This is a genomic window from Pseudoalteromonas sp. SWN29, assembly GCF_015864465.1.
Taxonomy (GTDB): Bacteria; Pseudomonadota; Gammaproteobacteria; order Enterobacterales; family Alteromonadaceae; genus Pseudoalteromonas.
Genome location: NZ_JADYXE010000021.1, coordinates 37,992 through 52,371, shown reverse-complemented (window position 1 = coordinate 52,371; position 14,380 = coordinate 37,992). Strand labels below are relative to the sequence as shown.

The 14,380-nt window shown below is 40.1% G+C and carries 12 protein-coding genes; 7 read left to right on the top strand and 5 right to left on the bottom strand.

Going from position 1 to position 14,380, the window contains the following annotated elements:
• Positions 1-240: 240 nt before the first annotated feature.
• The gene (locus I6F53_RS09905; protein WP_197239411.1) at positions 241-2,397 is read right to left on the bottom strand and encodes a TonB-dependent receptor family protein; all 2,157 of its coding nucleotides are present in this window, start codon (positions 2,395-2,397) and stop codon (positions 241-243) included.
• A gap of 188 nt (positions 2,398-2,585) precedes the next feature.
• Positions 2,586-3,437 (bottom strand): LysR family transcriptional regulator, encoded by an 852-nt coding sequence (locus tag I6F53_RS09900; protein ID WP_197239410.1) that lies wholly within the window; start codon positions 3,435-3,437, stop codon positions 2,586-2,588.
• Positions 3,438-3,563: 126 nt separating this feature from the next.
• Here I6F53_RS09900 and I6F53_RS09895 point away from each other — a divergent pair, with 126 nt between their 5' ends.
• The 7 genes from I6F53_RS09895 to I6F53_RS09865 all read left to right on the top strand — a co-directional run bounded on the left by I6F53_RS09895 (position 3,564) and on the right by I6F53_RS09865 (position 11,674).
• The gene (locus I6F53_RS09895) at positions 3,564-4,163 is read left to right on the top strand and encodes a hypothetical protein (RefSeq protein ID WP_197239409.1); all 600 of its coding nucleotides are present in this window, start codon (positions 3,564-3,566) and stop codon (positions 4,161-4,163) included.
• A 114-nt stretch (positions 4,164-4,277) separates the two neighbouring features.
• Complete coding sequence (gene gcvT, locus I6F53_RS09890; RefSeq protein ID WP_197239408.1) at positions 4,278-5,360, top strand: glycine cleavage system aminomethyltransferase GcvT; 1,083 nt, start codon at positions 4,278-4,280, stop codon at positions 5,358-5,360.
• A 73-nt stretch (positions 5,361-5,433) separates the two neighbouring features.
• Complete coding sequence (gene gcvH / locus I6F53_RS09885; protein ID WP_165727660.1) at positions 5,434-5,823, top strand: glycine cleavage system protein GcvH; 390 nt, start codon at positions 5,434-5,436, stop codon at positions 5,821-5,823.
• A gap of 161 nt (positions 5,824-5,984) precedes the next feature.
• The gene (gcvP, locus tag I6F53_RS09880; protein WP_197239407.1) at positions 5,985-8,876 is read left to right on the top strand and encodes an aminomethyl-transferring glycine dehydrogenase; all 2,892 of its coding nucleotides are present in this window, start codon (positions 5,985-5,987) and stop codon (positions 8,874-8,876) included.
• Positions 8,877-9,211: 335 nt separating this feature from the next.
• Positions 9,212-9,496 carry an addiction module antidote protein gene (locus tag I6F53_RS09875; protein ID WP_197118624.1) on the top strand — a complete coding sequence of 95 codons (285 nt, stop codon included), beginning with the start codon at positions 9,212-9,214 and terminating at the stop codon, positions 9,494-9,496.
• 643 nt (positions 9,497-10,139) lie between these two features.
• On the top strand, positions 10,140-10,406 hold the full coding sequence (locus I6F53_RS09870; RefSeq protein WP_197239424.1) for a hypothetical protein: 267 nt from the start codon (positions 10,140-10,142) through the stop codon (positions 10,404-10,406).
• A 707-nt stretch (positions 10,407-11,113) separates the two neighbouring features.
• Complete coding sequence (locus tag I6F53_RS09865) at positions 11,114-11,674, top strand: sce7726 family protein (protein ID WP_197239406.1); 561 nt, start codon at positions 11,114-11,116, stop codon at positions 11,672-11,674.
• On the opposite strand, the gene I6F53_RS09860 is transcribed toward I6F53_RS09865, so the two are convergent.
• The 3 genes from I6F53_RS09860 to I6F53_RS09850 are packed head-to-tail and all read right to left on the bottom strand — an operon-like array spanning position 11,667 to position 14,256.
• Positions 11,667-12,725, bottom strand: coding sequence for a beta family protein (locus tag I6F53_RS09860; protein ID WP_197239405.1), 1,059 nt, complete (start codon positions 12,723-12,725; stop codon positions 11,667-11,669). The genes I6F53_RS09865 and I6F53_RS09860 overlap by 8 nt on opposite strands.
• Positions 12,725-13,573, bottom strand: a complete 849-nt coding sequence (locus I6F53_RS09855; protein WP_197239404.1) for an ImmA/IrrE family metallo-endopeptidase — start codon at positions 13,571-13,573, stop codon at positions 12,725-12,727. Before I6F53_RS09855 ends, I6F53_RS09860 begins: the two co-directional genes overlap by 1 nt.
• A complete protein-coding gene (locus I6F53_RS09850) occupies positions 13,570-14,256 on the bottom strand; it encodes a hypothetical protein (RefSeq protein ID WP_197239403.1) in 687 nt (228 codons plus the stop codon). Before I6F53_RS09850 ends, I6F53_RS09855 begins: the two co-directional genes overlap by 4 nt.
• Between the last annotated feature and the right edge of the window lie 124 nt (positions 14,257-14,380).

The window sequence follows — 14,380 nt, the reverse complement described above, 5'->3', positions numbered from 1 at the left end:
CGCTTTTAACTTTACATCAATTGATGCTCTATTATAGCGATAGGAAAATAACTCTATAGCAAGGCAAAAATAACGAAATATAATTGTTCTTACATGAGTTATTTTTAAAGCAGCTAATAAACCACTTATCCTATACAAAGCGCAGGTAAACGGTTTAATAACAAGGCAATAATTTAGATGTATTGGTCTTACATAAAAAATTATTAACGCTGTTAGTGAACCGTTTAACCAGCTTTCAATTTAGAATGAGTAAGTGTAGCCCATCTGTACAGTACGCGGCTTACCTGGTTGAATGCCACCGTTTGAACGGTTAGCAACGTATGTTTTATCAAACAAGTTATCAACGCTTAGGTATACTTTTTGATTTTCATCGATTAAGTATTTAGCAGCTAAATCCCATACTACGCGGCTATCAATTGCGTTTAAGCCCGACTGCGTTAAGTTAGCATGCGCATCAGATACGTAACGTATTTGGCTGTTAACTACAAACGCAGAAAACTCAGCACCTAACGATAACGCTACTTGGTTTTCTGGTACGTAAGGCATTGCATCGCCTTTTTCTACCGTGCCCCAAATTTCTGAATCAAAATCGTTTTTAAACTCAGAGTCTGTGTAGGTATACGTTAATTTAACTGGGAACATAGCTGTATCAGTTGCAAACGTACGTGCTGCACTAAATTCAAAGCCCGCTACTTCTACTTCACCGTAGTTGTATTGGTCGCCAATGTTGTCGTCGCTACAACCAACCGCTGCAGTACAGTTACCGTGCATGTTGCTGTAGTCAGAGTAAAACGCAATTACTTCACCGCTAAAGCCATCCATATTAAAGCGAGAGCCAAACTCAATGTTTACACTTTCTTCTTCTTCTTGGTCTGCATTACCAGGAGCTGCTGGTGCATACCCTTTTTGAATACCGGCAAGTAGCGTTACGTTTTCGTTAAGAGTATAAGTAGCACCTAACGATGGCACTAAAATTTCTGTGTCGTTCGACACATCTTTAGTTAAACCGTTGCTGCGTGTTGGGTCAGTTTTAGACCACTCTTCACGCGTAATAGTAATGTCTTCATAACGAAGACCTGCACTTACTACTAATGCATCAATTGTCCACTCGTCTTGAATAAACAAAGTACTTGCTTCTGCGCTATCTACACGGTTGCTGTCAGAGCCCGGAATGCCTTGCTCTGTAAGCGTTAAGCTTAGGTCTTGATTAAGCGTGTATGTGTCTTCCCACTGAAAACGATCCATTTCGTCTTCGTGGTAACGTACGCCAACAGTCACGTAGTGATCGCCTGCAGGAATATGTAATTCAGACTGAATACCTTTAGCTTGGTAATCGCGGTTATTAGCTTTAATACCAATACCTTCAATACCTTCGCTTGTAGGGTTTGCTTCAAATTCACTGTATTGCTCAAGGTAGCTTTCGCTTACTTTACTGGCTTTATACCAGTTACGATGAAAATCGTTTAAGTAAGCCGTAGCTAAAAACTCATAGCCATCACCAAAACGGTACGCGTAGTTAAGTTGGTATGCGTTGTGGCGGGTGTTCATTTCATCGTTTTGCGATGCAGCATAACGACGGTAAGGACTTTCTTGATAGTCTTCGTCAGTTAAGCCCATGTAAGTTTCGTCTGATGTTTCGTCAGAGTACTTAATTTTTAGCTCTAAATTATGCGCATCGTTTTGACCAAACGTATGACCAAACTTTAATAGTAAATCTGTTTTTTCAAAGCCGGTGTTGTCATTACCTACTGGCAGCTCTTTAAAGCCGTCTGCGCCGTAAGTAAATACTTCAATTAAGCCTGCTGTGTTGTTTTTTTCTTTACCGAAGTAAGCGTGACCTTTGTAGTAACCGTCGCTACCAAGGGCTGCATCTACCATACCTTTTGAGCTATTTGGCTCAGTAGGTAAGCTGCGCGAAAGCAAGTTTAAAACACCGCCCGTAGTACGCGGGCCGTACTTAACTGATGCCGCGCCTTTTAATACTTCAATAGACTCCATACGACCCGTAGTAGGGAAGTAGTAAGCAGATGGTGCTGAATAGGGTGCTGGCGCAACTAATACACCGTCTTCCATTACTGATATTTTATCGTTACGGCCAGTACCTGTACCGCGCATACCAATATTAGGACGAAGGCCGTAGCCGTCTTCTTCTTGCACGTAAACGCCCGGAACAGACGCTAAAACGCGAGAAATATCAGTAAATTTGAATTTTTGAAGCTCTTCATCAGAAATAAACGCAGCCGAACCCGGAATATCGTTAATTGCTTGCTGTGAGCCAATAACGGTAATTTGTTCAAAGCGTTGTTCTTTATCGCTGGTGTCTTTTGCTATTGCAGTAGCACAAAAAGACAAAGCAACCGCAGTTGCCAGGGTAGATACTAAAAACTTAGGGTTCATTGTGTTCCTAATCATGTCAATTATCTAAATTGGCGTAATTTGAACACGTTAACGAATACGAATCAATGTTATTAAGTATTTAATTATTCAGTTTAATAGAACTAAAAACACCAACTTATGCAACTATGTTAACTAAATTGTTTCTTTTGTATTGCTTCATAACTTATAAACTAGTTATAAAGTTTGGATTAGCTATAACCTAAGCGTAGCGCTATAAACTCCGCGAGTTTATCTACAGCATGGTCAGATTCGCCCGAGCTTTTAATTAAACTAATACCAATATTGCCAAGAGTGGGTAAATGTTTGGTTTGAACTTGATAATTAAGCTCGCTAGGTACTGTGCTTTTAGCAAGTACCGTAATGCCTAAGCCTTCTTTTAATGCCGCAATAAGGCCAGTTAAATCGGCGTTGCTATATACAATTCGGTATTTTATGCCTGCATTTTTTAATGCATCAATTGCACGGCGACGATAAATACAGCCCTCTGGTGCGGTAACTAGCGTAACCACATCGTTTTGCGCAAGTGACAGGTCGCCCACCCACACTAATTCGTCTTGCATAAAAATAGGAAACTTATCAGAGTTGAGCCGCTCATTTAGTGCAAGTACTAAATCGAACTGATCTTGCCTTGAGGCCGAAAGCAAATGCTTACTTAAACGCGATTTAACTTCTAACGACACCTCAGGGTAGAGCGCCACAAAGTCGCCAATAATAGAAGGTAAAATACGCGCAGCAAATTCGCTCGGAATACCCAAGCGCACTTTACCTGCAATGTTCTCTGAGGTGAACTGCTGCAAAATAGCATCGTTGTGTTGCATCATTTGTTTTGCCATAGGCAATAATAGCTCGCCGTACTGGTTTAATACTTGGCGCTGTCCTTGTTTTTTAAATAGTTTATATCCGAGCACGTCTTCTAAGCGCTTTATTTGCAAACTTACAGCAGGTTGCGAAAGGCCAAGTAAATCGCCTGCTTTAGCAAAGCCACCTATTTCAACTACCATCACAAAAGTACGTAAACTGTCGGTTGATATGTTTTTCATATTTAAAATTACAATTTATATAGCTATATATATAAGTATTATTTATCAATTGATAAAAAATTACAATTTGTTGTTGATAGGCGTGGGCAATATACTTTTGTAATCGAAAATACACAGGTGTTTGTTATGACTTTTAACCCAATAATGTTTGCCCGCCACAGCAACGCAAGTAGTGCGGTTACTAACGCTTTGCAAACTAACAACAATCACGTTGTAATGGATTTTAGCGGCACCGAAACCAGTGTATTTTTAAGCACTATTTTAGGCCTTGATTTAACTAAGCTTACCGCCAGCGGTTTAGGCTTAAAAGGCACGCTTGATGGCGACTATAATTCTGACTACAGCTTTGCTGTTTATTACTTTAGCGAAACCGCCTTTAGATTTGTACTGCCACACAACGCAAGCCTTCAACTACAAGCACTTATAAACGAGCAACAGCTACGTTTTGATATTGATTATGTAGTACGCACCGACCTAGCAAGCTTTATTTTAAGTGGCGACAACGCGTTTGATACTCTAGTAAATGCTTTTAAATTAACACCCGGTTTGCGCCTTTCTGACGCGCAACTGTGCTACGGTGCGCAAAGTGGTGATGTATTTATTACCGCCATTGATAAAAACGACGAACAACACTTTGTATTAGTCGCTAAACAACAAGAATTACAAAAATGGCAAAACTACATGCAAGCGCAAGGTTTTGCACTTATGCATAGTGAAGCCGCATAACGAATACAAACAACAGGTGAACATAACAATGTTTACCTGTTTTTAATTACGGTTAAGTAAAAACTAATTTAAGCCACGCCCTAAACAGGGTTAATTTAAACGTGAAGGAATGTTATGACTTCTAAAACTGTACTACATGCTAAGCACCTAGAAGCGGGCGCAAAAATGGTTGATTTTCATGGCTGGGAAATGCCAATCAACTACGGCTCACAAATAGAAGAACACAATGCCGTTCGCACCGATGCAGGCATGTTTGACGTATCACACATGACTATTGTTGATATTGAAGGGCCTCAAGCACAAGCATTTTTACGTAAGCTAGTAGCTAACGACGTTGCAAAATTAACCGTACCAGGTAAAGCGCTTTACACAGGCATGCTTAACGAGCAAGGCGGTGTAATAGACGACTTAATTATTTATTTCTTTAGCGAAACCTTTTACCGCCTAGTTGTTAACTCAGCAACGCGCGAAAAAGACCTAGCACATTTAGCTAACGTATCGAGCGACTTTGACGTAACCGTTACAGAGCGCCCAGAGTTTGCAATGATTGCAGTACAAGGCCCTAACGCTAAAGTAAAAACAGCCACACTTTTAAATGCTGAACAACAAGCAGCCGTTGAAGGTATGAAGCCGTTTTTTGGCGTTCAAGTAGGTGATTTATTTATTGCCACAACGGGTTATACTGGCGAAGACGGTTACGAGATTGTAGTACCGAACGACCAAGCAGCCGATTTATGGCAACAACTGCTAGATGCAGGTGTAGCGCCAGCTGGTTTAGGTGCACGCGACACGCTACGTTTAGAAGCCGGTATGAACCTTTACGGCCTAGATATGGACGAAAGCGTATCACCACTTGCTGCTAACATGGCATGGACCATTGCATGGGAACCAGAAGATCGCGACTTTATTGGTCGTGACGTACTTGTTAAGCAACGCGCAGAAAAAAGCACTGACAAACTAGTTGGCTTAGTGTTTGAAGAAAAAGGCGTTTTGCGTAGCGGTTCTAAAGTAATTGTTGACGGTGGGGTAGGTATTATTACTTCTGGTACTTTTTCACCAACACTTGGTTTTAGTGTAGCCCTTGCACGTGTACCACGTTCAACAGGCGACACAGCTCAAGTAGAAATGCGTAAAAAATTAGTAAACGTTAAAGTAGTAAAGCCTAGCTTTGTACGTAACGGTAAATCAATAATTTAAATAATTTGGTTATATCAATCACAATAATCATTGTGATTGGTATCCACCCAATGTAAACCAAAGGACAAATAAAATGAGCAATATTCCTAGCGAGTTAAAATACGCACCTTCACACGAGTGGGTTCGCAGTGAAGGCGACGGTACATTTACTGTTGGTATTTCTGAGCATGCACAAGAACTTCTTGGCGACATGGTATTTGTTGAATTACCAGAAGTTGGCGACGAAGTAGACGCTGGCGAAGACTGTGCAGTAGCAGAGTCGGTTAAAGCAGCATCAGACATTTACGCACCTATCAGTGGCGAAATTGTTGCTATTAACGAAGAGCTTGAAGATTCACCTGAAACAGTAAACAGCGACGCTTACGGCGACGGTTGGTTATTCCGTATTAAAGCATCTGACGAGTCTGAGCTAGACAACTTATTAGACGCTGAAGGTTACTCGCACACTATCGACGAAGAATAATCATTTTTTGTAGATAACTAAAAGCCCCGTTTAATGTATAAAAATGGGGCTTTTATGATTTTACAGCGCACAACCCCATACTGAGTGAACTGTTAAATCGTCAAATATTTTAATTAATGCTAGTTACCCATTAGCATTTAGGATCATAGGAATCTGGATTCATGTCAAACGCCAAATCTCTTGAAGAACTAGAGCAAAAGCAAGATTTTATTCGCCGCCATATTGGGCCAAGCCCAGCACAAGTAAGCGATATGCTAAGTGCTTTAGAAGTATCGAGTGTGCAAGAGCTTATTGACCAAACTGTACCTGCTAGCATTCGTTTAGAGCAGCCATTAACAGTTGGACAAAGCCGTACTGAAGTTGAAACACTAAGCTACCTAAAATCAGTAGCAAGCAAAAATAAAGTTTTCAAATCGTACATTGGCCAAGGCTACCACCCAACTAACGTACCGCACGTAATTTTACGTAACGTACTAGAAAATCCAGGTTGGTATACAGCGTACACACCGTATCAGCCAGAGATTGCACAAGGGCGTTTAGAATCATTATTAAACTTTCAAACTATGACTCTAGATTTAACCGGTCTTGATTTAGCAAGCGCATCACTACTTGACGAATCAACAGCGGCTGCAGAGGCTATGGGCCTTGCAAAACGCGTATCAAAAGCAAAAAAAGCCAATGCCTTTTTTATTGCCGACGACGTACACACACAAACAATCGACGTAGTAACAACGCGTGCCGAGCAGTTTGGTTTTGAAATAATTGTAGGTAAAGCAGAAGATGCCGTTAACTTTGATATTTTTGGCGCATTGTTCCAATACCCAACTACATCAGGCGAAGTGGTAGACATAACAGACCTAATTGCTGGCGTACAAAGCAAGAAGGCCATTGCCTGTGTTGCTGCCGACATAATGAGTTTATTACTATTAAAAGCACCGGGTAAACTAGGCGCAGACGTAGTACTTGGTTCGGCTCAACGTTTTGGCGTACCTATGGGTTACGGCGGTCCACACGCTGCATTTTTTGCAACACGTGACGCATACAAACGTTCATTACCAGGTCGTATTATTGGTGTATCTAAAGACCGTTTAGGTAACGACGCACTACGTATGGCAATGCAAACGCGCGAACAACACATTCGCCGCGACAAAGCCAACTCAAACATTTGTACAGCGCAAGTATTACTTGCCAACATGGCAGCGTTTTACGCGGTATACCACGGCCCACAAGGCTTAAAAACTATCGCGCAGCGTATACATCGCTTTGCTGATATTTTAGCAAGTGGTCTTAAAGCTAAAGGCATCGCACTTAAGCACAGCACGTGGTTTGATACGCTAACAGTAGTAAGCGACAGCAAAGACGACGTAACAGCACGTGCAATTGCAAAAGGCGTAAACTTTGCAACAAACCACGAAGGCGAGTACTCAATTTCGGTATCAGAGACAACAACACGCGCGGATGTAGCTGAGTTATTCGATATTATTTTAGGCGAAGGCCATGGCCTAAGTGTTGACGCTATTGCAGCCGACGTTGAAGTAAATGGCAGCGAGTCAATCCCTGCAAGTTTAGTACGTGATGACGAAGTACTAACGCATCCAAACTTTAACAGTTACCACAGCGAAACTGACATGCTTCGCTACATTAAGCGACTAGAAAGCAAAGACTTATCGCTTAATCACTCAATGATCTCGTTAGGCTCATGTACCATGAAGCTAAATGCGACTGCCGAGATGATCCCAATTACGTGGCCTGAGTTTGCAAACCTTCACCCATTCTGCCCGCTAGATCAAGCAGAAGGTTACCAAATAATGATTGGCGAGCTACACGACTGGTTAGTAAACATTACCGGTTACGATGCAGTATCACTACAGCCAAACTCTGGCGCGCAAGGTGAATACGCAGGCTTAATCGCGATTCGTAAATACCACGAGTCACGCGGCGATGCACACCGTAATGTATGTTTAATCCCAAGCTCTGCGCACGGTACTAACCCTGCATCAGCGCAAATGGCGAGCATGAAAATTGTAGTAGTTAACTGCGACAAAAACGGTAACGTAGACATGGTTGACCTTAAAGCGAAAGCTGAAGAAGTGTCTGAAAACTTATCGTGCATTATGATCACATACCCGTCTACGCATGGCGTATACGAAGAAACAATTCGCGAAATTTGTGACATTATTCATGAGTACGGCGGCCAAGTTTACATGGACGGCGCAAACATGAACGCGCAAGTTGGCGTAACAAGCCCAGGCTTTATTGGCTCAGACGTATCGCACTTAAACTTGCATAAAACGTTTTGTATTCCACACGGTGGCGGTGGTCCAGGTGTTGGCCCAATTGGTGTTAAATCGCACCTTGCGCCATTTATGCCAAACCACAGCGTAATTAACGTACCAGGTACTAACATTGGTAACGGTGCTGTATCGGCAGCGCCTTACGGCTCAGCTGCTATTTTACCTATTTCATGGGCTTACATCACCATGATGGGTTCAGAGGGCTTAAAGCAAGCCACTGAAATGGCAATCGTTAATGCTAACTACTTAACGCATGAGCTAAGCAAGCACTTCCCAATTTTATACCGTGGTCGTAACAACCGTGTTGCTCACGAATGTATTGTTGACTTACGCCCGCTTAAAGAGCAATCAGGCATTACTGAAATGGACGTAGCTAAGCGCTTGCAAGATTACGGCTTCCATTCACCCACTATGTCGTTCCCAGTAGCTGGTACATTAATGATTGAGCCAACTGAGTCTGAATCAAAAGGTGAGATTGACCGCTTTATTGAAGCAATGGTATCGATTAAAGGCGAAATTGAAAAAGTAATCTCTGGCGAATGGTCAATCGAAAACAACCCGCTAGTGTTTGCACCGCATACACAAGGCGACGTGTTAGGTAACGAATGGGACCGTGCATACGACCGTTTTTACGCTGCATTCCCAGTGCCTGCAGTAGCTAAAAACAAGTTTTGGCCAACCGTTACTCGTATTGATGACGTATACGGCGACCGTAACTTAGTATGTTCATGCCCAGCGGTTGAGACTTATCGCGACTAAGAGCAGAGACTAATTTTTTGAGCTTTAATGGGTAGTAAATCCCATTATAGTTTGAAAATTTATCAAAATTATAAAAGCCGTTGCAGCAATGCAACGGCTTTTTTGTGTGTAGCGATAAGCCATAAATAATATGGCGTAGGTTGGGATGAGTGAAACGAAACTCAACAAGTCGCAAATATACTTACTCGCTCAAAAGCCAAGCGTATGTGTTATTTATTGTAGGCGTTTAGCTTGCTGACGCGCGGGCGATAGCCCAAAAGTTATAAATAACATTGTGCGCTTGTAGCTTTTAGGCTACATTTATTCAGCAAGTTGAATAAATAGGAGTAATTACTATGTCGCTACAAACATCAGATTTTAACCCGTTTGACTATATGGAAACACAGCAAGAAATTAATACATTTTTAGAAGAGTGTTTAGCTGATGACGATCCAAATACCTTTATTGAAGCGCTTGGCTTATTAGTTAAAAAGCATGGCGTGAGTGATATTGCTAAAGCAACGGGATTAAACCGTGAAAGCTTATATAAGGCAGTTAACGGTAAAACCAAGCCACGTTGGGAAACTATTTTTAAAGTGATGAAAGCACTTAACTTTCGCCTTACAACACAAGTTGCATAGGCTGGGAAGAGTGTAACGAAACCCAACGAATCACAAATATACTTACTCGCTTAAAAGCCAATAGTATGTGCTATTTAATGTAGGCGTTTAGCTTGCTGACGCGCGGGCGGCAGCCCGAATAAGTATTTGAATAGGTGCTTGAGGTTATCATCACCGATAACGCGAATACGCTTGGTACTCCTAGAAATTAGAAACCTTATTCAAGGTTTTGTCGCGCTGGCGACGGCAGCCAAAGAGTGGCTGCCGCTGGTCCCTCTCTGGACGCTCTCAGCGCCACCCGAGCATCACGCTATTTCCCTCAAACCACAATTGATGTGAACGTAAACGCCATGAAAGCACATCCATGTGCAAGCATGGCTTTCATTTCATCCATGAAATGCATTACTCATCAATTGCTTATTTTCAGGGCGTGATGACGGGGAGGGTGTTAAACGTGAGGTTGGTGCTTGGTCTTGGCAAGAAACAAGACCTGACCTTCTGTATTTCGAGTGAAACGAAACCCAACGAATCACAAATATACTTACTCGCTCAAAAGCCAAGAGTATGTGTTATTTGTTGTAGGCGTTTAGCTTGCTGACGCGCGGGCGGTAGCCCGAATAAGTATTTGAATAGGTATTTGAGGTTACTATTACAGATAATGTTAATGCGTTTCGTACTTTTAAAGATTAGAAACCTTATTCAAGGTTTTGTCACGCTGGCGACGGCAGCCAAAGAGGGGCTGCCGCTGGTCCCTCTCTGGACACTCTCAGCGCACCCGAGCATCACGCTTAATCCTTCAAACCACAATCGATGTGAACGTAAACGCCATGAAAGCACATCCATGTGCAAGCATGGCTTTCATTTCATCCATGAAATGCATTACTCATCAATTGCTTATTTTCAGGGCGTGATGACGGGGGAGGGCTGTTAAACGTGAGATTGGTGCTTGGTCTTGGCAAGAAGCAAGACCTGACCCTCTGTATTTGGGCGTAGGTTGGGAAGAGTGTAACGAAACCCAACGAATCACAAATATACATACTCGCTCAAAAGCCAAGAGTATGTGTTATTTATTGTAGGCGTTTAGCTTGCTGACGCGCGGGCGGCAGCCCGAATAGGTGTTTGAGGTTATCATCACCGATAACGCGAATACGTTTGGTACTTTTAGAAATTAGAAACCTTATTCAAGGTTTTGTCGCGCTGGCGACCGCAGCCAAAGAGGGGCTGCCGCTGGTCCCTCTCTGGACACTCTCAGCGCCACCCGAGCATCACGCTTAATCCTTCAAACCACAATCGATGTGAACGTAAACGCCATGAAAGCACATCCATGTGCAAGCATGGCTTTCATTTCATCCATGAAATGAATTACTCATCAATTGCTTATTTTCAGGACGTGATGACGGGGAAGGTGTTAAACGTGAGATTGGTGCTTGGTCTTGGCAAGAAACAAGACCTGACCCTCTGCATTCTGGGCAAAGAACAGATAAATTCAGAAAAAACAAAAAACTACAGTAGACGTTTATTTTGCCTAACCTAACTACCCAATTAATACACAACCCTTGACGTTAAGATATTCCAAATGCACAAAATTCTTTGTTAATGTATACTTAAACCCATTCCAAAAAACTTGTAACTTAAAAAATGAAGATTGTACTTAACGACTCTACAATTCGAGAAAGATTAAAGAGTTACCTGAAATCACTACCAGTAAAACCTAGGGCTATCGTAGATGAATTGCATGTTCATAGAGGCAATGCTATTGCTGACGTAGTTGCCGTTTATAAGGAACCACATTGTTTTGAAATAAAAGGTGAGACAGATAATGTAAATAGATTACTTACCCAAGGTAAGTTCTATGATTTGGTATTCAAAAAAATATCATTAGTTACGACAGAAAATCACCTAAAAAAATCTTTAAATGTGACTCCTGAACATTGGGGAATTTTAATCGCCTCTAATGATAATGGGACTGTAAAGCTTCGTCACCATAGGAAAGCTAAGTCAAACCCGCATTTTGTGAAAGAGATTGCTCTACTTACTTTGTGGAAACAAGAAATGCTCGATGTTAGTAATAATAATGATATAGAGCTGCCCAAGAGAATTAATAAACAAGAGTTAGTTACCGAAATAGCGAGTAATTTAACTTTAAAAAAGGTAAATACGGAAATAGCTAACTCATTGTTTAATAGAACAACTATGTAAAGTCGTTAAGCATATAAGTTATATGCGCATTTATTAAGGCTTTAGGAATTGTACTAGGGCTGGCATCACTACCTATGTTCTTTGCTTTTTCATCAATATATTTATCACCAAATGAGTACACTGAGCCTCTATAAAAAGCTTCCCCAATCAATACAGCGGATAGATCATTATATTGTTTATTTCCCCTAGGATGTCCCTCAATAGCTCCTCCTCTTTTAATATTTAGTTTATGGTCGAAGCTGTACATCATTTTAGGAGCTGTTACTCTTCTCATCAGTTCTCCCCTAATTTGTACATCTGAATAATTAGGGCTGACAGCTGTATAATCCCCAATAACTAACGAAGGAAGAACAAGTGAAACTTTATTAAAAATTTTAACTTCTGACCTATCAATAGTAATTTCACAATTAGGTTCTAATAAATCTCGAATTGATGCAGGTATAGATGAGCCTGTAACGATAATTCTATCAAATGTAAAATCACTACAAATATCATTAATAAAGCTTATTACTTGAGCAGATCTGACTTCAATATCTATGTTGTGGCATATACGATTATCAATAATTAAGTGATAAGAACCGAAATGATCATTTAAAGATTCTAATAGTTCCGTAACTTCATCTTCAATCAACGTATAAGAAATAATATCTTCATAACTGACTCTTAGAGCTACAGTATCAAGTAAAAGCATATCATTAATTTTAGCCTCTATGACTACATCATTTCTTCTTTCACTCCGATCTATGCCAACCACTGGAACTATGTTTGCATCTGAAAACTTCTCCAATACATAGAAGTAATTATCATCACCATTTATTAGTATGTTGTCATTGATATCAAAGTTATCAATATAAAAATAAGGTAAACTATCTAAGTTTATTTCATATTTTCGGTGAGCCTTATCAATTGTGTCTTTTAAGCTAGCGCTATTCAACATATCTTTTCTGGGCAAATCAAAAAATGGTGTCACTCGTTTTCTATCATTTAGGGAAAGCGCTTTTAATGCTGATACTTCATTAACTTTATATTTTAAAAATGGAACATAATTCATTATGCAAAGTACTCCTGTACATTAATACCATTTACCATTTTAGAAAGAAGGTCATACCTATTTAACTCTTTTCTTAATCGGCCCGCAACGATAGTTGGGTGAATTCCCATTTGGTTAGCAAAGTCAATTACGCTCTCTTCCGAAAAGTTATATTTAGGTGGACAATTTCTCCAAATATTCCTTGGCACAAAAGAGTTTAGTGCTAATTTATCAGCCTCAAGTTCTATTATTGACTTAGCCTCACTATCAAGATCTTCAATGATCGGTGAGACTAGTTTGTCTACATGCAAACATAAATGAGCAAGTTCATGCATTAAAGTAAACCAAAAGTTATCTAATCTTTTATATCTAAGACTCAGCGAAACTACAGCTTGCCCTGAACTTAGTATAAATACAGCACCATCTAACTTTAAACCAGGCAACGAAGGTTCAGTAACAAGGATGATTCCGCGCTCAGCGAAGTAATCTTCCAAAATATTTAAATTTCTAACATCGCTGCTTAATTGAGCTACTTCTTTTAGAGAATCCTTATTAATACCTTCAAATTTAACCACATTATTATAAGAAGCATAAAAAGCTGCTAATTCTTTGACTCTGGATAGCCAATAAATTGCTAAGGCACTATTAGCATCATCTCTTTTTCGGTAAAGCGCTTCTGATTTACGATTCGAGTGAACTTCTCTGAAAAACTTTAACTTTGATACATCATCTGAAATAGTAATTTTTTTTGGGATGCGCTCTAACTGTTTCTCGTATTCTGAATAAGATTCAATTAAATCATTTAAAGAATCAACCGAATCAGAAGTAACAAAAAAATCATCCAATTTATTCAAATCAACTTTACTCATAATACCCCCATGTATTTTTGGGTATTCTCTTCCGACATCTCATAGTATTTCATGGTGTCTTTCGATAAAGCATCAAAAATAGTCATTCCAATTTTTTCGTAATACCCTTCAGCTCTTGGTAGTGCATGTAAAGAGAAACCATGACGTAAACCTAATGATTCAGTGGCATATTGAATTGCACATTTAATGATTTCAGAACCAGCCCCTCTAAATTGCTTTTCTTCCATTGGGTTATTTCTATTCCAAGGAGCTACAGCTACATATTCAATGTAAAAAATATCACCTGCATCTATAGCACTTTTCTTTGGATGGTATATTAAGCAAGCTGCTTGCGGTTTTTCGTTAATATCCAAAAAAAACCATTCATATTCATCGCTTTTATGTAGACAAACTTTTGAAAGCCAATCCCAATGGTTATCATCTATTTGAATAGAGTTAGCGACTTCTTCAAGATCTTCTTGAGTGTAATTTTGTGACTTAATAAATGCGATTAACTTTAAATTGAAAGCGCCCCATAAGGAATCACATAGGTTCGCCCTAATCGGATCAAACCCGTTATATACATGGTATGTTTGTTCTTCAGAATTTGAATTTTGTAACGAGTCTTGAAATAATACATTACCAGTTTCAGGCTTTATATTATTTATTGTAATCATTTCTCTAATATCAGCAATGGTTGTCATATTCCCTCATTCGCATTGCGCCTTTTCTTCGCAGGACTTACTATAACAGAGATTTCAACTATTCAAAATTTACTCAGCTGCACTTATTCATTTGTGACAAATAACAATCAGCAAGGTCAGCTCT